Genomic DNA, 20903 nt, shown 5'->3' on the forward strand with positions numbered 1-20903 from the left:
TGTCCGCGCAGCTTGGCATCCAGATTGGAAAGCGGCTCGTCGAAGAGGAAGGCCTTGGGCTGGCGCACAATGGCGCGGCCCATGGCGACGCGCTGGCGCTGACCCCCGGACAATTGCCGGGGCCGCCGGTCGAGGAAGGCATCGATCTCGAGGATGCGGGCCGCCTCGCTCACCCTGCGGTCGATCTCGTCGCGGGGCGTGCCGCGGTTCTTCAAGCCGTATTCGAGGTTTCCGCGCACCGTCATATGCGGATAAAGCGCATAGTTCTGGAACACCATGGCGATATCGCGCTCGGCGGGTTCCTTGGTGTTGACCACGGTGCCATCGATGGAAATTGTGCCGTCGGTGATGGTCTCGAGCCCGGCAATCATGCGCAGCAGGGTGGATTTCCCGCAGCCCGAGGGGCCAACCAGAACCACCAGTTCCCCATCGGGAATGGTCAGGTCCAGCTCGTGGATGGCGGTGACGGCGCCGGCATAGACCTTTTTGACACCTTTGATATCGATGCTTGCCATTGTTGTTATTTCTCCGTTTCCACAAGGCCTTTGACGAACAGGCGTTGCATCGAGATGACGACGAGGACGGGGGGCAGCATGGCCAGGATCACGGCGGCCATGACCAGATGCCATAGCGGCTCGGAATCGGCGCTGGCGGCCAGGCGCTTGATGCCCATGACGATGGTGTAATAGCGGCTGTCCGTGGTCACGAGCAGGGGCCACATATATTGCACCCAGCCGAAGATGAAGAGGATGACGAACAGCGCTGCGATATTGGTCCGGCTGAGCGGAAGCAGGATATCGCGGAAGAATTTGAGCGGTCCGGCTCCATCCACTCGCGCCGCCTCCATCAGTTCGTCGGGAATGGTCAGGAAGAACTGGCGGAAGAGGAATGTCGCAGTCGCCGAAGCGATCAGCGGCAGGGTCAGCCCGAGATAGGAATTGAGCATGCCCAGATCGGCCACCACCTTGAAGGTGGGAATGATGCGCACTTCCACCGGCAGCATCAGGGTGATGAAGATGATCCAGAAGGCCAACAGGCGGAACGGGAACTTGAAATAGACGATGGCATAGGCCGACAGCAGCGAGATGGCGATCTTGCCCACGGCGATGGCCACCGCCATGAGCAGCGAATTTGTCATCATCACCCAGATCGGCGGCGCTCCCGAGCTGGACAGGCCCTCGTTCCAGATCGTGCTGTAGTTCTCGACCAGATGTGTTCCCGGCAGCAGCGGCACGACGCCGCTGACGAAGTCTCCCGGGCCCCGGCTGGAGGCGATGAAAGCCAGATAGACTGGAAACACTACGATCACCACGCCGGCAATCAGGACCAGATGGGTGAGGAAATTCAGGAAGGGTCTGTTTTCAACCACTTTGCATCAGCCCCTTAATATTGCACGCGGCGTTCGACGAAGCGGAATTGCACTACGGTGAGTGCAATGACGATCAGCATCAGAATGACGGACTGGGCCGAGGAGGAGCCGATGTTCAGGTTCAGAACGCCATCGGTATAGACCTTGTAGACCAGGATGTTGGTTGCCTGCGCCGGGCCGCCCATGGTGGTGGCGTCGACGATGCCGAAAGTGTCGAACATGGCATAGTTCATGTTGATGATGAGCAGGAAGAAGGTCGTGGGCGAGATCAACGGAAACACGATCGTCCAGAAACGCTTGAAGGGTCCCGCGCCATCAATGGCCGCTGCCTCGATCAGCGATTGGGGCACCGATTGCAGGCCGGCCACGAAGAAGAGAAAATTATAGGAGATCTGCTTCCAGGCTGCGGCGATGATGATGAGGATCATCGCCTGGCTGCCATCGATGCGATGGTTCCAGTTGATCCCCATGCCGCGCAGGATATAGGGCGCGATGCCGATGGATGGATTGAAGATGAACCACCACAATATCCCCACCACTACCGGCGCCACGGCATAGGGCCAGACCAGCAGGGTGGTGTAGATCTTGCCCGAGCGCAGCAGCCGGTTGACGGCGACCGCCAGCAGCAGGGAGACGATCATCGCCAGCAGCGTCACCGACAGGGCGAAGATGGCGGTACGGCCCAGCGAGCCGAGATAGTTCGGGTCGGCGAAAATCTTGCGGTAATTGTCGAACCAGATGAAGCTGGTCTTGAACCCGAAGGGGTCCTCGCGCTCGAACGAGGATTTCATCGCTTGCAGGGCAGGCCAGATGAAGAAGATCAGCGTGATCGCCAATTGCGGCACCAGCAGCGCGTAAGGCAGAAGCTTATTGGGGAATATGGTGCGTTTGGTCTGCATGTGTCCTCGCACGGGCTGCTGACGGAAAGCCGGGCACGGCAATCCGCCAGCTGACGCATGGAAAACGGGGCCGGATATCATCCGGCCCCGGCTAGGGGTGTTTTACTGATTGGCCGTTTCGAACTCGCGCAGGATTTCGTTGCCGCGGGCAACGGCCGAATCCAGCGCTTCCTGGGCGGTCTTGGTGCCGGCCAGCAGGGCTTCGAATTCCTCATCCACCACGGTACGGGCCTGGCTCAGATTGCCGAAGCGGATACCCTTGGAATTGGCGGTCGGGGTGCCCCGGGTGATCTGCTTGATCGCCACGTCGGAGCCGGGGTTGGCAGCATAGTAACCCTGCTGCTGGCCTAGTTCGAAGGCGGCATTGGTGATCGGCAGATAGCCGGTGAACTGATGCCAATCGGCCTGCACTTCCGGCTGGCTCAGATAGGTGAAGAATTCGGCCACGCCCTTGTAGACTTCGGGGCTCTTGCCGTTGAGCACCCACAGCGTGGCGCCGCCGATGATGGAGTTCTTCGGCTCTGCGATCACGTCGTCATAATAGGGCAGGGGCGCAAAGCCGACTTCGAAATCCTTCGAATTGGCGATCACGCCGGCGCGCGACCCCGAGGAATTCATGTAGATGGCGCATTCGCCCGAATAGAATTTCGGCGCGGCATCCGGTCCACCTACGGGGCCACCATATTGGTAAAGCCCGGCATCCGACCATTTCTTGAGGTTTTCCCAGTGCTTGGCCTGCACGGGGCCATTGAAGGTGAATTCAGTGCCCAGGCCGCCAAAGCCGTTTTCCAACGTACCGTAGGGCTGGTCATGGATGGCGGAGAGGTTCTCGAGCTGGATCCACGAAATCCAGGCGCTGCTCAGGCCGCACTTGGCTGCGCCCGAATCGACGATCTGGTTCATGAAGGATTCGACTTCGGCCCAGGTCTTGGGCGGAACATTGGGATCAAGCCCGGCCTTCTCGAAGGCGGTCTTGTTGTAATACATGATCGGGGTGGACGAGTTGAACGGCAGCGACAGGATGTTGCCGTCAGTGTCCGAATAATAGCCGACGACCGGGGCCAGGAACGAGGTCGGGTCCCAGGGCTGGCCATTTTCGGTCATGAGCTCATAAACCGGCTTCACCGCGCCCTTGGCCGCCATCATCGTGCCGGTGCCCACTTCGAATACCTGTACGATGGCAGGCTGCTCATTGGCGCGGAACGCCGCGATGGCGGCGGTCAGGGTTTCGGGATAGGTGCCCTTGTAGGTCGTCACGATCTTGTAGTCGGACTGGCTGTTGTTAAAGCCCTGGGCGATCGACTCCAGCTTTTTTCCCAGCTCGGCATCGAGCGCGTGCCACCACGAGATTTCGGTTTGCGCGGTGGCGTGGGGTGCGTAGGCAAGAGCGGCGATCACGCCGGTCGTCATGAGCAGCGCCAGTTTCTTCATGGGGTGGTTCCTCCTGTTATTAAGCAAAGGATCTCCGTCCTCGCGTGCCAAGTCGTAGCAACGCGATATTCATTTGGCAAAGGGAGATGTTCAAATGAACCTCTTTGCGACCCGTATTGGTCGCGCAGGAACCCCTAGAGCGTTCATATGAAGCTCATGTGACGGCCTGTGCCCTGTGGATAAACAGCAGGTTCACCTGCATCCCTTGCAGGCGTGTGGCGTTATTCAAAACCGGCGATCGAGGGGATCGGACATCAGGAGGAGCCGGCCATGCAATATCACGCGCAGCATCGAATCGCCTGCGAGCTGGGCGCTGCCATTGCTTTGGGAGCAATGCTTGTGCCTTCCGGCTTCGCCCAGGATTTCAATGCCGCCGCGCCGAACGCGCCTGATCAACGTCCCGCATTCGAGGGACAGACGCGCGCGCCGACCGTTCAAGATGCCCTCGAACTGGAAATGCAGATTCTCGCGGAAGGGTTGGTGCATCCCTGGGGAATGGATCAGCTTCCCGATGGAAGCTGGTTGGTCACCGAACGGCCGGGACGGCTGCGCCTGATCGGCGTAGATGGGAGCATCTCCGAGCCGGTCGCCGGTTTGCCGCCGGTCGATGCGCGAGGGCAGGGTGGCTTGCTCGACGTCGTCATAGGAGACGATTTCGCGCAAACGCGCCGGGTGTGGTGGAGCTTTGCCGAACCGCGTGGCGAGGGTCGCAATGGAACGGCGGTGGCCACAGGTACGCTCTCGGAGGACAGTAGCGCACTCACCGATGTGCGCGTGATCTTCCAGCAGAACCCGGCATGGGCCTCCACCGCCCATTTCGGCTCGCGGCTGGTCTTCGATGGCGATGGCATGCTCTTCGTCTCCTCTGGCGACCGTTATACTTCCCAATCCCGCATCCTCGCGCAGGATGTCGGCACTCATATCGGCAAGGTGCTGCGCATCGATCCCGAGGGCGGGCCGGCTCCGGGTAATCCAGCCATCGCGGGCGGTGCGCCGGAAATCTGGTCCTATGGCCACCGCAATCTGCAATCGGCGGCGTTGGCAGCGGATGGTACGCTGTGGACCGCCGAACATGGTCCGCGTGGCGGGGACGAGCTCAACCATCCCCGGCCTGGGCGCAACCATGGCTGGCCAGTCATCACCTATGGGCAGGATTATAATGGCCGCCCCATCGGCGAAGGCATCACCGCGCAGGAGGGCATGGAGCAACCGGTCTACTATTGGGACCCGGTGATCGCCCCCGGCGGCATGGTCTTTTACGATGGCGCGCTGTTCCCCGGCTGGAAGGGCGATTTGCTGATCGGCGGGCTTTCAAGCCAGGCGCTGATACGTCTTACTCTCGAGGGCGAGCGCGTCACCGGCGAAGCCCGCTACCTACAGGGGCAGGGGCGTATTCGCGATGTCGATATCGCCGAGGATGGCGCGGTGATGATCCTCACCGATGCGGAAAACGGCGCCCTCATCCGGTTGGTGCCGGCGGAATAGCTTTGTTTTTCCGAGGCTTAGTACGGCCTTGTCTAGACGATGTTGACAGCGCCGGAAATTGCCGTAGCGTCCGCCGTTTCATCAGACCGAGGCGGAAGATGGCGGACTGGCTGTTTTCGAGCGGCGATTGTTCGGTACCCTACGATTTCCGCGATGTGGAGCGCGTCCGGTTCCGGCGCGGCGATATCAAGGCCTATATGGAGGAAACGCCGGTGCTGCCCGGCATCTGGCTCTATCGCAGCGAAGCAACCGGAAACAGCCGCTTCGGCATCGATGTCGATGGCGGCGAGCCGGGCCATGGCCGCCTCATTCTCGGCTCCATCCTTGCCAGCCGGGGCCAGGTGAGCCTGGAAGGGTGCGACGAGCGGCAATGGCGGGATGATGGGCGTTTCTATGTGCTTTCACCGGTGCAGCGTCGGGTGCGTTATGAGGTAGAGGCCGAGCGCGGCTGGCGCTGCGTGGCGGTGCGGCTGGAAGGGGAGGCGCTGGACCTGCTGGGCGAGGAGGGCATGATGCCCGAAGCCGTGCGGCTGGTGCTGGAGGGACGCAAGGACGACCTGGCCGACGCGGCCCCGCTCTCAAGCCCCTTGCGGGCGCTGGGGCACACGCTGCTGCGCGCGCCTTACCAGGGCCGCATGGAAAAGCTGTTTCGCCAGGCCAAGGTGCTCGAAATGCTGGCGCACCAGCTTTCCACCCTTGGCAGTGGTGACGACGCCGAGGGCCTGGGCGCGCGCGAGCTGGCCAAGGTGCGCGTGGCGCGCGAAAGGCTACTCCAGGATTTGCGCAACCCGCCCGATCTGCAAAGCCTGGCGCGTGAGGTCGGCCTTTCCAGCAAGCGGCTCAACAGCGGTTTCCGAGAACTCTATGGCATGACGGCGTTCAGCTATCTGCGCGACGCGCGGCTCGATGCGGCGCGGCGGGCACTGGAAGAGGGTTCCATCTTGCCGCTCAAGCAGCTCGCCTGGGAGCTTGGCTACGGGCAGGTGAGCAATTTCGTCACCGCCTTTCGCCGCCGCTTCGGTGTGACGCCGGGCCATTACCGCGCTGGCGAAGAGGAGGCTTATGCGCACCGGGAATGAGTTTTGCGCGCGGGGCCCGCGCGTTGAGGCGAGCACGCGGTTCTCCTAGTGGGCAGAGCCGGTCCTTCGGGGCCGGCTTTTGCTTTCGGGGAGACTTTCATGACCATGCGTGCTTTCGGGACCGGGAAAAAGCGGAATGAGGGGCGCTGGCTGCTGGCCGGAGTTCTGATGGCGACCACTGCGCTGGTCATGACCCCGAAAGCAGAAGCGGGGGGCAACATCATCATCGGTGATGACGACTATATCGGCATCAGCGGCGACGGCCGCGTGGTGGTCGGGCACAGCCTCGATGGCAATGGTCAAGATGTCTCGCGGGTTTACTGGCCCGAACAAATGTTGACACTGCCCGGCCGGGGTGGAACGCAGAATTATGCACGGGCGATCAACCGTGCGGGAAATGTCATCGTCGGCGAGGGCAACGACGCAAACAACATTATGCGCGCCTGGCGTTATGTCGGCGATGCCATGGGTGGCGATTTCGTCGAGCTGGGCACGCTGGCGCCCCAGATCGCCGAGTCGGTCAGCTACGCGCGCGGTGTCTCCGACGATGGCGCCAAAGTGGTCGGCCACAGCATCTGGCAGGGCAATATGCGTGCCTATGTCTGGGTCGAGGGCGCCACCGGCGGCGTTGCCGGCAATGAGCAGATGTACCGGTTGGGTGAGTTGCCGAACGGCAATGGCCGCTCCGCCGCCAGAGGCATTTCGGGCAATGGCCGCTATGTGGTGGGCTATAGCGATGCCGACGCCACCGCCTCGCTGGCCGTGCGCTGGGATATCGGCGATCTGGGCCAGATCGGCGTCCGCAATCTCGGCTCGCTCACCGGCATGTCGGGCATGTCCTCCGCCACAGCCGCTTCCTATGACGGCAGCGTCATCGTCGGCGATTCCGCCGATGCCGACGGGCGCAACCGGGCCTTCCGCTGGAAGGAAGGGGCGGCCAACGGCGTTCAGGGCAATCTCGAAATGCTCGATATGGGCACGCTGGGCGGCCAGGAAAGCTGGGCCACGGCGGTGACGCGCGACGGCGTCTGGGCCGTGGGCCTTTCCATGAATGCCGACGATCTGGAGCTGGCCTTCCGCTGGTCGGAAGACACTGGCATGGAATCGGTGAATGACTGGCTGACCCGCCACGGTGTCGAGCTGGGCGGGAAGGTGCTGAAACACGCCAATGGCATTTCGGATGATGGCAATGTCATCGTCGGGCAATTGTACGAGGGCGATCCGCAGGATGCGCTCTATCAGGGCTATATCGCGCGCGTGGACGGCCAACATGGCGGCGGGCTGATGAATGTGGGCGAATATCAGCGCTCACTTTTTGCCGCTGCGGGCATCGCCGATGCCGGCGAGTTTCTCACCTGGCTTCCGGTCAACGGGGCCCATCATCGCCCGCTGATGCTGGCGCCCAGCCTTTCGGGCGATTTGTGCGCTTGGGCCACCGGCGATTTTGCCCATCACGGCCCCTCCGCCACCGGGCTGGCGCTGGCCGAAATGGGCGCCTGCGCCGATCTGGCCGGCGGCAATATGCGCATCGGCGCGGCGGCGGGCGCCTCCGGCTCCTGGCAGGATCTGGCCATGGGCGGCTCCGTCCGCATGGCCGGGCAATATATCCTCAGCGAAATCGACTGGCAGCCCGATGGCACGCCGCTTCTGCTTTCGCTGACCGGAATGCTGGGCGGCTGGCAGGCCAATATCGATCGGGCTTATTCCAACGGCGCGGCCACGGCGATGTCGCGGGGCCAGGCGAATGCCATTGGCGGCGTTGTGCGCCTGCGGGCCGACTGGCTCGAAGCGGCGGTGATCGGCAAGACCAGCCTGCATCCCTTTGCCTCGCTGGCCATTGGCGGGTTGCATGTGGATGGTTACAGCGAAAGCGGTGGCCCGTTCCCGGCGGTGTTCGATGCGCAGAACCTTACCCATGCCGATATCCGCATGGGCGTCATTGCCGTCACCGAGCTGTCCACCCAGACCCGGCTCAGCACCACGCTGGAGGTGGCGCACCGCACCGGCACGGGTGCGGCAGCCAAGGGGCATGTGCCCGGCCTGTTCGATTTTTCGCTGGGCGGGGGCTCCCAGGCCCAGACCTGGGCACGCGCCGGGGCGGAGATAGATCACGCTCTCTCCAGCAAGGTCTCTTTGTCCGCCTCCACCCATTTGGCCAGCTCTGGCCGCGATCCCACGCTGACCGCTTCGGTCGGACTGAAAGGAAGTTTCTAGACGATGATGAACCATAATATGGTGGGGGGAGCGGCGCTTGCGCTGCTCGCCCTGACGGCGCCCGCCCAGGCACTCACTTCCGCCGAAGCCGAGGCCGTGGTGGGGATCGTGGAGCAACTGGCTGAGGAGATGGGCGAGGGCATGGTCGTCGACGCCGCCGATATCTTCTATGACTATGACTCGCTTGGGGTCTCGCTGATCCCTGCCGCCGGTTTTGATCGCCAGGGCTGGCGGATCGCCTATGAGGCGGTGGCCACCGGCTATATGGCGACCATTCCCGAGGGCGAGTTCAACGCCGTGTTCGCCGAGCCGCTGGCTCGGCTTGATGGTTCGGCGCTGCCCGAGGATCAGAAGGCGGTGATCCGCGCTCATGTGGAAGGGCTGATTGCCGAAGCGCAGCAGGCGCGGCTCTCGGGCATGGTCCATGCCGAGGTGCTACGACCGCTCGAATACCGCCTCGACGCCCTCTTCTTTGGGGCTTTCGGCGAATAAAGCAAAAACGGAGCTCCTCCCGTAGACCCCGCCGGTGGCTGCATTCCCATTGAGCCGGCGGAAACGCCGCCCCTTGCAAGGGGCGGCGTTGCATATGCCGCCTTGGTGCGGCATTTGAACCGGCCCCGCGACAAATTGGCATGCGGCCTCCATAAAACATGACTTTCATATACATGTTTTATGTATATAAACGGTGCCGTGCCGTGAAGCGGCGCAGAAATTTCCGGATTACAGTCATGCCTGCTGCTTTTGCCGCGGACGGTGCATCGTGACCGATGCAGCCGTATCGCTTTCGCGTGCCCGCCACCCACCCCGGGACCGGCTTGTTACGGTGGCGCTCATAGTCCTTCCCGCCGCGCTGGCGATCATCGCTCTTTGCCTTGGGCGATACATGGTCAGCCCTGGCAATGCGTTATCCATCCTGGCCAGCAAGGTGGTGCCGATCGAGCCTTACTGGGAGGCTGTGGAAGAAACGGTGGTGCTCAATATCCGCCTGCCCCGCGTCCTCATGGCGCTGCTGATCGGGGGCGGACTGGCGGTGGCGGGCGCTGCCTTCCAGGGCCTGTTCGGCAATCCGCTGGTCAGCCCGCATATATTGGGCGTTTCCTCGGGCGCGGGCTTTGGGGCGGCGCTGACCATTCTCATTTTCCGCCACATGGCCTTCGTGCCGGTCGGAGCGCTGATCTTCGGCATCGTCGCCATGATGGTCGCCCTGTGGATCTCCCGGCGCGGCGGGCGTTCATCGCTGTTCATGCTGATCCTGGGCGGTGTGATTACGGCGGCCATGTTCGAGGCGCTGCTGTCGCTGCTCAAATACGTCGCCGACCCCAACGATACCCTGCCCACCATCGTCTACTGGCTGATGGGCAGCCTCACCTCCTCGTCCTATGAGATGCTGGCCTGGGGTGCGCCGCTGATCGCCATCGGCATTGCGGCCCTCTGGGCTCTGCGCTGGCGGCTCAATGTGCTTTCGCTTTCGGAAGTCGAGGCCAGGTCGCTGGGCACCAATGTGCAGGTGATGCGCTGGGTGGTGATCGTGGCGGCAACGCTGGTAACGGCGACGACGGTGTCGCTGGCCGGCATCATCGGCTGGGTCGGTCTCGTCATTCCCCATGTCGCCCGCATGCTGGTGGGCGCCAACCATTCGGCCCTGATCCCTGCCTCGGTTTCCATCGGTGCTATCTATCTGCTGCTGATCGACACCATCGCCCGCACGGCCACCAGCGCCGAAATCCCGCTTTCCATCCTAACGGCCATCATCGGCGCGCCATTCTTCGCCTATCTGCTCAAGAGGGCGAAGGGAGGCTGGTCATGACCCTTTCCATTCGCAATGGCAGCTATGGCCACAAGCCGGGCCAGCCGCTGTTCTCCGGGCTTGAGCTCGATCTTTCCCCCGGCCAGATCATGGCGGTGCTCGGCCCCAACGGCGCGGGCAAGACCACCCTGCTCAACACCATCACCGGCATGATGGCCTGGCAGCAGGGTGAAACCCTCATCAAGGGCAAGCCGCTGTCCGCCTATGGCGAGCGTGAGTTGTGGCGCCATATCGGCTATGTGCCGCAGGCGCGCGCCAATGCCTTCGCCTATAGCGTGCTCGATATGGTGCTGCTGGGCCGCTCGGCGCATCTGGGCACCTTCGCCAGGCCGAGCGCGGAGGATATCGCGCTGGCCCGCCGCGTGCTCGACCGGCTGGAGATCGGGCACCTGGCCAAGGCCTATTGCAACGCCATCAGCGGTGGCGAGCTGCAATTGGTGTTCATCGCCCGTGCCCTGGCTGGCGAGCCTTCCATCCTCTTTCTGGACGAGCCGGAATCGCATCTCGACTTCAAGAAGCAGCTCATCATCCTCGACATCATCGAACGGCTGGCGCGCGAGGACCGGATGATCTGCGTGATGAACACGCATTTCCCCAACCATGCCCTGCGCATCGCCAACTCGGTCCTGATGCTGGGCGCGGATGGCATACATCGCTTCGGACCCACCCAAGCGATCCTGACCGAAGAGGCCATCCGCGCCTGTTTCGGCGTCAATGCCCGCATCGACACCATCGATGCGGAAGGCCGCATCCTGCGCGCCATCTATCCGGTCTCGCTCGACCGGCCATCCCCCGCCCACATGGAGATGTAACCCCATGAACCTTCCCGCCTATAGCGTCGCCCTTCTCGCCGGAACCGCCCTGTTCGCCCTGCCGGCCCTGGCCCAGGACACTCATGCCGTCACCGACCGCATGGGACGTACGGTGGAATTGCCGGTCGATATCGAGCGCATCGCCACCGAATTCCTGCCTTTCCCTTCCGCCTGGTTCATTTCCACCGGTTCCGCCGACGAAATCGTGGGCATGCACCCCGATTCCATGCGCATGGCCGAACGGGCCCTGCTCGGCCGCATCGCGCCTAGCCTTCTTGATGCCGAGACCGGCTTCACCCAGGGGAATTCGGTCAATATCGAGGAATTGCTGCGTCTTTCCCCCGATGTCTTCGTCTCCTATGAAACCATGCCGGCCATCGCCGAGGTCGAGCGTACGAATATTCCCGTGCTTGCCATGGATGTGCTGTCCAATTCGGGCGGCAACGTCATCCAGACCTATAGCGGCTGGATGGAGCTGCTGGGTCAGGTGGCGGGGCAGGAAGAGCGTACCGCCGAGATCATCGCCTATGGGCAGGTCGCGCTGGAAGAAACCCGTGCGCGGGTCGCAACGCTGGCCGACGCGGAAAAGCCCGGGGCTCTTTTCTTCGCCCGGCTGGAGGAAAAGTCCCTCAAGGTCAACGGCGCCGGCCATTTCGGCAATTTCTGGGTGGTCGAGTCGGGAGCGCGCAATCTGGCGCCGGCGGATTTCGCACCCCTTGCCGATATCGACATGGAGCAGATCTATTCGCTCGATCCCGACGTGATCTTCATCTCGAATTTCTCGCCCACCAAGCCCGAGGATCTTTATGAAAACCGCGTGCCGGGCCAGGATTGGAGTCATGTCAAGGCGGTGCAGGACAGGCGCGTCCACAAGATTCCCGAAGGCATCTTCCAGTGGTATCCGCCCAGCGCCGACGCGCCGCTGATGCTCAAGTGGATGGCCCAGAAGAACCAGCCGGAGCTTTTTGCCCATTACGCCATCGAGGATGAAATCAAGAGCTATTATAGCCGCTTCTATGGCTACACGCTGAGCGATGACGAGGTTTCACTGATTCTCGACCCGCAATTCTGACACCCAGGGCGGCGGAGCGTTCCGGCGTCCCGCCGCCCTGCCGTTCCCCTCGCTGGCCAAGGCCGGGGAACGAAGCGCGCTTGAAGCCCGTTTTCCTTTCCTGTTGCACAGGAGGCCGGTTTGGCGCCAAGGGCGAACTGGAAGGGCGTTCTCAAGATTGCCGCGGTGAATTGCCCGGTGGCATTGTACACGGCTGTTTCCACCTCCGAGCGCATCGCCTTTCACACCCTCAATCGAGCGACGGGGCACCGGGTGCGCCGCGAGTTCGTCGACAGCGAGACCGGCAAGCCGGTGGATCGCGACGATCAGGCCAAGGGCTACCAAACCGGCTCGGGCGAATATGTTATGCTCGATCCCGAGGAGGTGGCGGCTGCCGTGCCGGAAAGCGACAAGACGCTCTCCGTCTTTGCCTTCACCCCCTGTGTCGACATCGACGACGTCTATTTCGACAGGCCCTATTACCTGGCCCCCGCCGAGCGCGAAGGCGAGGAAGCCTATGGGCTGATCAGGGAAGGGATGCGGGTCAAAAAGGTCGCTGCCCTGGCCCGGACGGTCCTGTTCCGGCGCGTTCGCACCGTGCTGGTTCGCCCTCACGGAGAGGGCCTGATCGCGACGACGCTCAATTTCGAATACGAGGTGCGCGCCGCTGCCGATGCGTTCCGGGCTATTCCTGCTCTCCCGATCAAGGAGGAGATGCTGGAGCTGGCCGAACATATCATCAGGACCAAGAGCGGCACATTCGACCCTGCTACGTTCGATGATCGCTACGAAGCGGCCTTGGCCGACCTGGTCAAAGCCAAGCTGGAAGGCAGGGCGATCCGGCCGCGAAAGGCGCCTAGGGAAGAAGGGGTCATCGATCTGATGGCGGCGCTGCGGGAAAGCGCCGCCATCGGCGGCAAGAAGGCCGGGGCTCGGCCGGCCCGACGCAAGGCGGGCTGATCCATGGCGACGCTCGAAACCTATCGCCGAAAGCGCGATTTCAGCGCCACCCCGGAACCGAAAGGCCGGAAGTCGCGGACCAAGGGAAATATCTTCGTCATCCAAAAGCATGCGGCCACGCGCCTCCACTACGATTTTCGCCTGGAGATGGATGGCGTGCTCAAGAGCTGGGCGGTTACGCGCGGGCCGAGCCTGGTGCCGGGAGAAAAGAGGCTCGCCGTCCGTGTCGAGGACCATCCGCTCGACTATGGCGATTTCGAAGGCACGATCCCCAAAGGGGAATATGGCGGAGGCACGGTGATCGTCTGGGACCGGGGAAGCTGGATGCCCATCGGGGACGCGCACAAGGCCTACGCCAAGGGACATCTGGAATTCGAGCTCAAGGGAGAAAAACTCTCCGGCCGCTGGCATCTGGTGAAAATGCAGCGCAAGCCCGGCGAAAAGCGTGAGAACTGGCTGCTCGTCAAGGCCGAGGACGAGGCCGCCCGGCAGGCTGGTGACCCGGACATACTGGAAGAACGCCCGCAATCGGTGAAAACCGGCCGGGACATCGAGGATGTTGCCGGCGAGGCGCCGGGCTGGTCGTCGCGCACCGGCCGGATCGGAAAAAAGGCTGCGCCTGCCTCGGCGCATGCAAAAAAGCCGCCTGCCTTCGAAGAAAATGGAGCGCTGCCTGACCCGTCGTCCTTGAAGGGAGTGAAAAAGGCTCCGCTGCCGGATTTCGTCGAACCGGCCCTGGCCACGCTGGTAGCGGCGCCGCCCGGCGGGGAGCAGTGGGTTCACGAGATAAAGTTCGATGGCTATCGGCTTCAGGCGCGTCTCGAAGCGGGGCGGGTTCGGCTGCTGACGCGCAGCGGCCTCGACTGGACAAAAAAATTCGGCAAGGACATCGTTGCCGCGCTTCAGGCCCTCCCGGTGGGACGGGCGCTGATCGATGGCGAGCTGGTGGTCGAAACCGCGGCGGGCGCCTCGGATTTTTCGGCCCTGCAGGCCGATCTCAGCGCCGGGCGGTCAGACCGGTTCGTCTATTACGGGTTCGATCTGCTGCATCTGGATGGCTTCGACGTTTCCCGCCTGCCTTTGCTGGACCGCAAGGCGCTGCTGGAGCAGATCATCGGCCCCGCGCCGGGCCTCGTCCGCTTCAGCAGCCATTTTGTCGAGAATGGCGAGCTGGTGCTGCGCCATGCCTGCCGGCTGAGCCTGGAGGGGGTGGTTTCCAAGCTCCGCGATGCGCCCTATCGGTCGGGCCGGGGACGAAGCTGGGTGAAGTCGAAATGCTCGGCACGCCAGGAATTCGTCATTGCCGGCTATGTACCGTCCTCCACGGCCCGCCAGGCCATCGGCTCGCTGGTTCTGGGCGTCCATCAGCAGGGCAGGCTGGACCATGTCGGTCGGGTTGGGACGGGTTTTAGCGGCGCTGTCGCCGAGGATCTCTTCAAACGGCTCGAGCGCATGCGAATTGAGCAAAGCCCGTTCGACACCGCGCTCACCGCAGAGGAATCCCGGCAGGTGCGCTATGTGCGGCCCGAACTGGTGGCGGAGGTCGAATTTCGCGCCTGGACCGCCGATGGCCATCTTCGTCACGCTTCGTTTCGCGGCCTGCGGGAGGACAAGCCCGCAAGCGAGATCGTCCGCGAAAGTCCAGGGAGCCGGGCAGCGGCGCCCCGGCATCAAAAGCGTCGGGTCGCGCTTACGCATCCCGACCGCATCTATTGGCCGGAAGCGGGTATCACCAAGGAGGGGCTGGCCGACTATTATGCCGAGGCCTGGCGCTATGCCGCCCCGCATATGGTGGGCCGGCCCTTGGCGCTGCTGCGATGCCCCACCGGCATTGATGGGCAGAAATTCTTCCAGAAGCATGCCTGGAAGGGCCTCAACAAGAATATCGTTCTGGTCGGCGACCCCAAGGACAAACAGGGCGAGCCCTTCGTCGCCATAAATGATTTCGATGGGCTGATGGGGCTGGTTCAGGCCGCCGCGCTCGAAATCCATCCTTGGGGCTCGACCCTGGGCGATTGGGAGCGGCCCGACCGGATCGTCATGGATCTCGACCCCGCAGAAGATGTCGCCTGGAAGGCGGTGATCGCGGCGGCGGAAGAGATCCGCACGCGCCTTGAGGATGCGGGCCTCGTCGCCTTCGTCAAGACCTCGGGCGGCAAGGGTTTGCATGTGGTCGTGCCCCTCAAGCCAAAGGCCGATTGGGCCGCGGTCAAGGCGTTCACCAAGGCCATGGCCGACAGCATGGCCGCCGATAGTCCCGGACGCTATGTCGCGACCATTTCCAAGTCCAAGCGGCGCGGTAAAATTCTCATCGACTATCTGCGCAATCAGCGCGGCATGACCGCCGTTGCGCCTTATTCTCCGCGTGCCCGGCCCGGCGCCGCTGTGTCGATGCCGCTGGCCTGGGAGGAGTTGAGCCCCGGTATCGGCCCGGCCTATTTCACGGTCGAAAATACGCCGACCCGCCTCGCCGCATTGAGGAGCGATCCCTGGGAAGCGTTCAGTGCCGCCGCAGCGCCGCTCGCCCTGCAGGGCCTCTCCAGACGGCAGAAGCAATAGCGTCCTCGGGCGGTTCAGCCGGGTTTGCGTTTCGCTTCCGCGCCTATGCTCTTGCGAAGCGCATCCATGATGTCGATGACGTTGCCGGGCCTGCTCCCGGATTCCGCCTCGGGCCCGGCGGGGCGCTTCCTGCCCTTCTTCTTGGCGGCAATGATGTCCAGCAGCTTTTCCTGCACCGGGTCATCAACCAGCTTCGCATTCCAGGACACCAACCGCTCCTCGATCAGCGTCTTGACCATCGCCATGAGCCTGGGGTCCTGGTTGCTCCTGGACAGGGGGTGGAAATAATCGCCTTCGCTGCGCACTTCGTCGCCATATCGCAGGGTCCAGAGGATGATGCCCTTTCCGCGCGGCTCCAGCATCAGGGCGCGCTCGCGGCGATAGAGCACCAGCCGCGAAATGCCGACCGTTCCGGTGGACGCCATGGCATTGCGGATCACCGAAAAAGCCTCCTCGCCCACCGGATCGTCGGGGAGAAGATAATGGGGCGTATCGTACCAGATCCACTGGATGGCGTCGCGGGGTACGAAGGTGGCGATGTCGATGGTGCGCGTACTGTCCAGCGCCACCGCATCGAGTTCTTCCTCTTCCAGCATCACATAGTCGTCTTCGCCACGCCGATAGCCCTTGACCTCGTCGTCCTCACCCAGCGGCTTGCCGGTCACCGCGTCGACATATTGGCTGACGACGCGATTGCCGGTTCTGGCGTTGAGGGTGTGAAAGCGGACCCGTTCATCGGGCAGGGTCGCGGGCATCATCGCCACGGGACAGGTGACGAGCGAGAGCTTGAGGTAGCCCTTCCAGAATGTCCTGGGTGCCATGCGCGCTCCTCCAGGTCGCCATTCGGCGCCTTGCAAGGCAACGGATAAGCCAGAACATGAGTTCCCTGCCGGCGTTCTTGCAGGTGCAGCGCCGGCAGATTACCGTTTTGTAATGTCGCTGCGGGACCGCCGCTGCTAGGATTCGCCGAATCCCCACCCGTTTCCACAAACTGTCGCAGAGGTTTGGCTTGATCCGGCAATTTCTGGCCTCGCTCGCTCTTCTTTTCGTTGCCGGCTTCGCTTGGCTCTTTTTCGTGCCGGGTGCTCCCGAAACGCTGGCAAGGGTGGGCATCGTCCTGCCCTTCGGGCCGGCTCCGCAGGCTGAGGCGGCGCGGGGCGGCGGGCCGGGCGGACCTCGCTTCGGTGGCGGTGCCGGCCGCCTCAGCACGGTGGTGACGACCGAAGTCGTCATGGCCACCATCAACGACACGCTCAGCGCCGTGGGCGAGGGTTCGCCAGTGCGCTCCGTCACCGTCATGGCGGCAAGCGCCGGCACCCTGGCCGAGGTGCTGGTGCGTCCGGGACAGAGCGTCGCGGCCGGCGACGTCATTGCCCGTTTCGACGCGGCAGGCGAGCAGATCGACTATAACCGGGCCATGCTTGCCGCAACCGATGCCGCTGCAACTCTGGGACGCGTGACCGGCCTGGCCAACTCCAATGTGGTGGCCGGCAGTGCCCTGGCCGCCGCCGAGCTGGCCGATGCCAATGCCCAGCTCGCCCTGCGCAATGCCGAGCTGGCTTTGGAACGGCGTACCATCGCCAGCCCAATCGCCGGTGCGATCGGCCTCATCCGCGTGACGCCCGGCAATTATGTCGGTGCCCAGACCGCCGTGACCACGATCGACGATACCTCCGCCATTCTCATCGATTTCTGGGTGCCCGAGCGCTACGCCGCCCAGATCGAGACCGGCATGGCGGTGAGCGTCAGCGCCATCGCCTTGCCGGGGCGCAGTTTCAAAGGCACTATCTCGGTGATCGACAATCGCATCGATCCGGCCAGCCGCACGCTGCAAGTGCAGGCCGAAATACCCAATCCCGACAATGCCCTGCGCGCCGGCATGAGCTTTTCGGTTTCCCTGGGCTTTCCCGGAGAGGTCTATCCGGCGGTCAATCCGCTGGCGATCCTGTGGTCGGCGGAAGGCTCCTATGTCTGGAAATATGAAGACGGAAAGGCGGTGCGGGTCATGGCCGAGATCGTGCAGCGCAATAGCGACGGCGTTCTGGTGCGGGCCGATCTCGAACCGGGCGACGCCATCATCACCGAAGGCATATTGCAGTTGAGCGAGGGCGCGCCGGTCCGGGTGCTCGAAGGGCCGGGCGCCGAGGAAGCGCCGGTCCCGCCCGCGCGCTGAGGAGGAGGCACGCCATGTCCATTGCCGGCAAGAATGAACGCGGCGGCATGCTGGCCAGCCTTTTCGTGCGCCGGCCGGTCATGGCCATTGTCATCAACGCGCTCATCATGGTGGCAGGGCTGGCGGCGCTGCTCGCCATCGAAGTGCGCGAATTGCCCAGCGTCGAACGGCCGGTCCTGTCCATTTCCACCAGCTTTCCGGGCGCAGCCGCCGAAACGGTGGATCGCGAAATTACCGCGACGGTGGAAGGCGCCGTAGCCCGCGTGCAGGGTGTCGCGGCCATTTCCTCCAGCTCTTCGGTGGGCAGCAGCCGCGTGACGCTGGAATTCACCCAGAGCACCAATCTCGACATCGCCACCTCCGATGTGCGCGATGCGCTGAGCCGGGTGACTCGCAGCCTGCCCGAGGGGGCCGACGACCCGGTGATCTTCAAATCCGACAGCGACGCCCAGGCGGTGATGCAACTGGCGGTGACCTCGGATAGCCTCAGCGTCTCCGAGCTCAGTGAGGTGGTGGAGACCATCATCGCCGAGCGGCTCGGCGCCATTGACGGGGTGGCCGAGGTCCAGGTCTACGGCACACGGCAATCCAGTTTCGAGATCGATATCGATCCGCTCAAGCTCGCCAGCCGGGGCCTCACCGTTGCCGATATACGCAATGCCGTCTCGACTATCGCTCTGGATGCGCCCGCAGGGTCCATCAATGGGCCCAACCAGAACATCTCGGTTCGGGCGCTTTCGGAAGTGACGAGCCCCGCCGATTTCGAGCGCCTGCCCATCAAGGGCAGGACGCTGCTCGGCGATGTCGCCACCGTGGTGTTCGATGCCGCCGCCAGCACCTCCTCGATCCGGGCCGATGGGCGGCCGGGCATCGGGTTGGGTATCGTCCGGCAGGCCCAATCCAACACCATTGCCATTTCCGAAGCCGTCCATGCCGCCGTCGAGACGCTCAACCGCACGCTGCCGCCGGGCGTCCATGTCAAGATTTCCAGCGACGAAGCCGTGTTCATCCAGGGCGCGCTGCACGAGGTGGAAGTGGCTCTGATCGTGGCGCTGGTGGCGGTGATCGTCATCATCTACCTTTTCCTGCTCGATTGGCGGGCGGTCATCGTGCCGGCCATCTCCATGCCCATCGCCCTTCTTGGAGCGGTGGCCGGCATGTATCTGTTTGGCTTTTCGCTCAATATCATCACCCTGCTGGCGCTGGTGCTGGCGACCGGCCTGGTGGTTGACGACGCCATCGTGGTCCTGGAAAATATCGTGCGCCGCAAGCATCTTGGCGCGGGGCCTCGCGCAGCCGCCGTGCTCGGCACCCAGGAGGTGTTCTTCGCCGTCATCGCCACCACGCTGACGCTGGTGGCCGTGTTCGTGCCGCTGTCCTTTCTCGAAGGGCAGACGGGGCAATTGTTTCGCGAATTCGGCTTTACCCTGGCCATTGCGGTTCTGCTTTCCTCCATCGTTGCCCTTTCCATGGGCCCGATGGTGGCCTCGCGCTTTCTCAAGGACGATGCCGACCAGGGCGGCCATGGCGGTCCCATCGGGGCAGTGGGGCGCGCCTTTGGCAGCCTTTATCGCGTCACCCTGCGCCTGGCGCTGCGCAATCCGGCCGTGGTGCTGCTGGTCGCGGCGCTTTTCGCCGGTTCGGCCTTTTTCGTCTATGGCCAGATAAGGCAGGAAATCACCCCGCCCGAAGACCGCTCGGTGGTCAGCATCAATGTCTCGGCGCCCAATACGGCCAGCCTGGATTTCGTGCGCACGCGGCTGGGGCAGGTGGAGGCCATGCTCCAGCCATATCTCGAAAGCGGCGAGGCCAGGGCGCTTTTCGTGCTTTCGGGCTGGGGCAATGGCGGTTTCATGACCCTGACCCTGGCCCCCTGGGACGAGCGGGCCCGCAGCCAGCAGGCGATCACCGCCGAGATAACGAACCTGATGACGCAGGTGCCCGGGGTGCGCGCTTCGGTCCGCCAGGGCAACAGCCTGGGCATTCGTGGGGGCGGCTCGGGCCTGCAATTTGCGGTGGCCGGCTCGGATTACACCGTATTGGCAGAGGCGGCCCAGACCATTGCCGAAGCGCTGGAAGCCGATGGGCGCTTCGGGCGCGTCAGCGTCAATTTCGACACCACCCAGCCGCAGCTGACCCTCACCGTGGACCGGGCCCGCGCCGATGCGCTGGGCATCGACATCAACGGCCTGGCCACGACCATGCAGGCCATGATCGACGGCACCAAGGTGGGCAATGTCTTCATCAACGACACCTCCTATTCGGTGCGCATGGTCTCGACCACCAATCCGGTCAACGATCCGCGCGATCTCGAAACGCTTTTCATCCGCACCGGCGACGGGCGCTACGTGCCCATGTCCACCATTGCGACCATAAGGGAAGCGGCGGTGCCGCCCTCGCTGCGCCGGGAGGGCCAGCGCCGCGCCGTCAGCGTTTCGGCGAGCCTGGAAGAGGGGCTGGCGCTGGGCGACGCCTATGCCGAATTGCAGCGCATCGCCACCCCGCTTCTGCCCGAAGGCACGTCTATCCTGCCGCTGGCGGAGGCCAAGACGCTGGGCGACGCCAATAACGCGCTTTTCGTCACCTTCGGCTTCGCCCTGGTCATTATCCTTTTGGTACTCGCGGCGCAGTTCGAAAGCTTCTGGAGCGCCATCATCGTCATGACCACCGTGCCCTTCGGCATCGCCGCCGGGCTCTATGCCATCCTGGTGACGGGAGGGAGCCTCAACATCTTCAGCCAGATCGGGCTGGTGCTGGTGGTGGGCATCATGGCCAAGAACGGCATCCTGATCGTCGAATTCGCCAACCAGCTCCGCGACCGGGGGCGCTCGGTGCGGCAGGCCATCGAGGAGGCGTCCAATATCCGGCTGAGGCCGGTGATGATGACCATGATCGCCACCATCATCGGCGGGGTTCCGCTGGTCCTGGCCTCGGGGGCCGGCGCCGAGGCCCGGGCCGCGCTGGGCTGGGTGATCGTGGGCGGGCTCTCCTTTGCCGCCATTTCCACGCTCTATCTCACCCCGGTCGCCTATCTCCTGCTGGCGCGGTTCTCCCGGCCCAAGGT

General features: G+C 63.6%; 16 protein-coding genes. 11 read left to right on the forward strand and 5 right to left on the reverse strand.

Going from position 1 to position 20903, the window contains the following annotated elements; translation table 11 throughout:
- From VDP82_RS02865 to ugpB, 4 genes are all read right to left on the reverse strand, one after another.
- On the reverse strand, window positions 1–515 hold a 515-nt coding region (locus tag VDP82_RS02865), incomplete at its 3' end, for an ATP-binding cassette domain-containing protein (protein ID WP_323013326.1).
- A 5-nt stretch (window positions 516–520) separates the two neighbouring features.
- Entirely contained in the window at window positions 521–1369 is an 849-nt protein-coding gene (gene ugpE, locus VDP82_RS02870; RefSeq protein ID WP_323013327.1) for a sn-glycerol-3-phosphate ABC transporter permease UgpE, read from the reverse strand.
- Between the two features lie 14 nt (window positions 1370–1383).
- Entirely contained in the window at window positions 1384–2268 is an 885-nt protein-coding gene (gene ugpA, locus VDP82_RS02875; RefSeq protein ID WP_323013328.1) for a sn-glycerol-3-phosphate ABC transporter permease UgpA, read from the reverse strand.
- A 102-nt stretch (window positions 2269–2370) separates the two neighbouring features.
- Complete coding sequence (gene ugpB / locus VDP82_RS02880) at window positions 2371–3678, reverse strand: sn-glycerol-3-phosphate ABC transporter substrate-binding protein UgpB (protein ID WP_416347068.1); 1308 nt, start codon at window positions 3676–3678, stop codon at window positions 2371–2373.
- 516 nt (window positions 3679–4194) lie between these two features.
- Between ugpB and VDP82_RS02885 the strand changes: the two genes are divergently transcribed.
- From VDP82_RS02885 to ligD, 9 genes are all read left to right on the forward strand, one after another.
- Window positions 4195–5184 (forward strand): PQQ-dependent sugar dehydrogenase, encoded by a 990-nt coding sequence (locus VDP82_RS02885; RefSeq protein WP_323013341.1) that lies wholly within the window; start codon window positions 4195–4197, stop codon window positions 5182–5184.
- Window positions 5185–5282: 98 nt separating this feature from the next.
- Window positions 5283–6263 carry an AraC family transcriptional regulator gene (locus VDP82_RS02890; protein WP_323013330.1) on the forward strand — a complete coding sequence of 327 codons (981 nt, stop codon included), beginning with the start codon at window positions 5283–5285 and terminating at the stop codon, window positions 6261–6263.
- Window positions 6264–6362: 99 nt separating this feature from the next.
- Window positions 6363–8477, forward strand: coding sequence for an autotransporter domain-containing protein (locus VDP82_RS02895; RefSeq protein ID WP_323013331.1), 2115 nt, complete (start codon window positions 6363–6365; stop codon window positions 8475–8477).
- Window positions 8478–8480: 3 nt separating this feature from the next.
- Window positions 8481–8969, forward strand: coding sequence for a hypothetical protein (locus tag VDP82_RS02900; RefSeq protein WP_323013332.1), 489 nt, complete (start codon window positions 8481–8483; stop codon window positions 8967–8969).
- Window positions 8970–9237: 268 nt separating this feature from the next.
- Window positions 9238–10284: an iron ABC transporter permease gene (locus VDP82_RS02905; protein ID WP_323013333.1), complete on the forward strand. Its 1047-nt coding sequence runs from the start codon at window positions 9238–9240 to the stop codon at window positions 10282–10284.
- Window positions 10281–11096 carry an ABC transporter ATP-binding protein gene (locus tag VDP82_RS02910; RefSeq protein ID WP_323013334.1) on the forward strand — a complete coding sequence of 272 codons (816 nt, stop codon included), beginning with the start codon at window positions 10281–10283 and terminating at the stop codon, window positions 11094–11096. Before VDP82_RS02905 ends, VDP82_RS02910 begins: the two co-directional genes overlap by 4 nt.
- Before the next feature lie 4 nt (window positions 11097–11100).
- Complete coding sequence (locus tag VDP82_RS02915; protein WP_323013335.1) at window positions 11101–12168, forward strand: ABC transporter substrate-binding protein; 1068 nt, start codon at window positions 11101–11103, stop codon at window positions 12166–12168.
- A gap of 120 nt (window positions 12169–12288) precedes the next feature.
- Window positions 12289–13107, forward strand: coding sequence for a Ku protein (locus tag VDP82_RS02920; RefSeq protein ID WP_323013336.1), 819 nt, complete (start codon window positions 12289–12291; stop codon window positions 13105–13107).
- A gap of 3 nt (window positions 13108–13110) precedes the next feature.
- Window positions 13111–15666, forward strand: a complete 2556-nt coding sequence (gene ligD / locus VDP82_RS02925; RefSeq protein ID WP_323013337.1) for a DNA ligase D — start codon at window positions 13111–13113, stop codon at window positions 15664–15666.
- Window positions 15667–15680: 14 nt separating this feature from the next.
- Here the strand turns inward: ligD and VDP82_RS02930 are convergent, their stop codons facing one another.
- Window positions 15681–16487, reverse strand: coding sequence for a Ku protein (locus tag VDP82_RS02930; RefSeq protein ID WP_323013338.1), 807 nt, complete (start codon window positions 16485–16487; stop codon window positions 15681–15683).
- A gap of 188 nt (window positions 16488–16675) precedes the next feature.
- Here VDP82_RS02930 and VDP82_RS02935 point away from each other — a divergent pair, with 188 nt between their 5' ends.
- Window positions 16676–17839 carry an efflux RND transporter periplasmic adaptor subunit gene (locus VDP82_RS02935; protein ID WP_323013339.1) on the forward strand — a complete coding sequence of 388 codons (1164 nt, stop codon included), beginning with the start codon at window positions 16676–16678 and terminating at the stop codon, window positions 17837–17839.
- A 14-nt stretch (window positions 17840–17853) separates the two neighbouring features.
- Window positions 17854–20903, forward strand: a 3050-nt coding sequence (locus VDP82_RS02940) for an efflux RND transporter permease subunit (RefSeq protein WP_323013340.1), incomplete at its 3' end; no start/stop codon positions are given.

Origin of the sequence: Devosia sp. (genome assembly GCF_034675085.1) — a bacterium.
Lineage (GTDB): Bacteria > Pseudomonadota > Alphaproteobacteria > Rhizobiales > Devosiaceae > Devosia.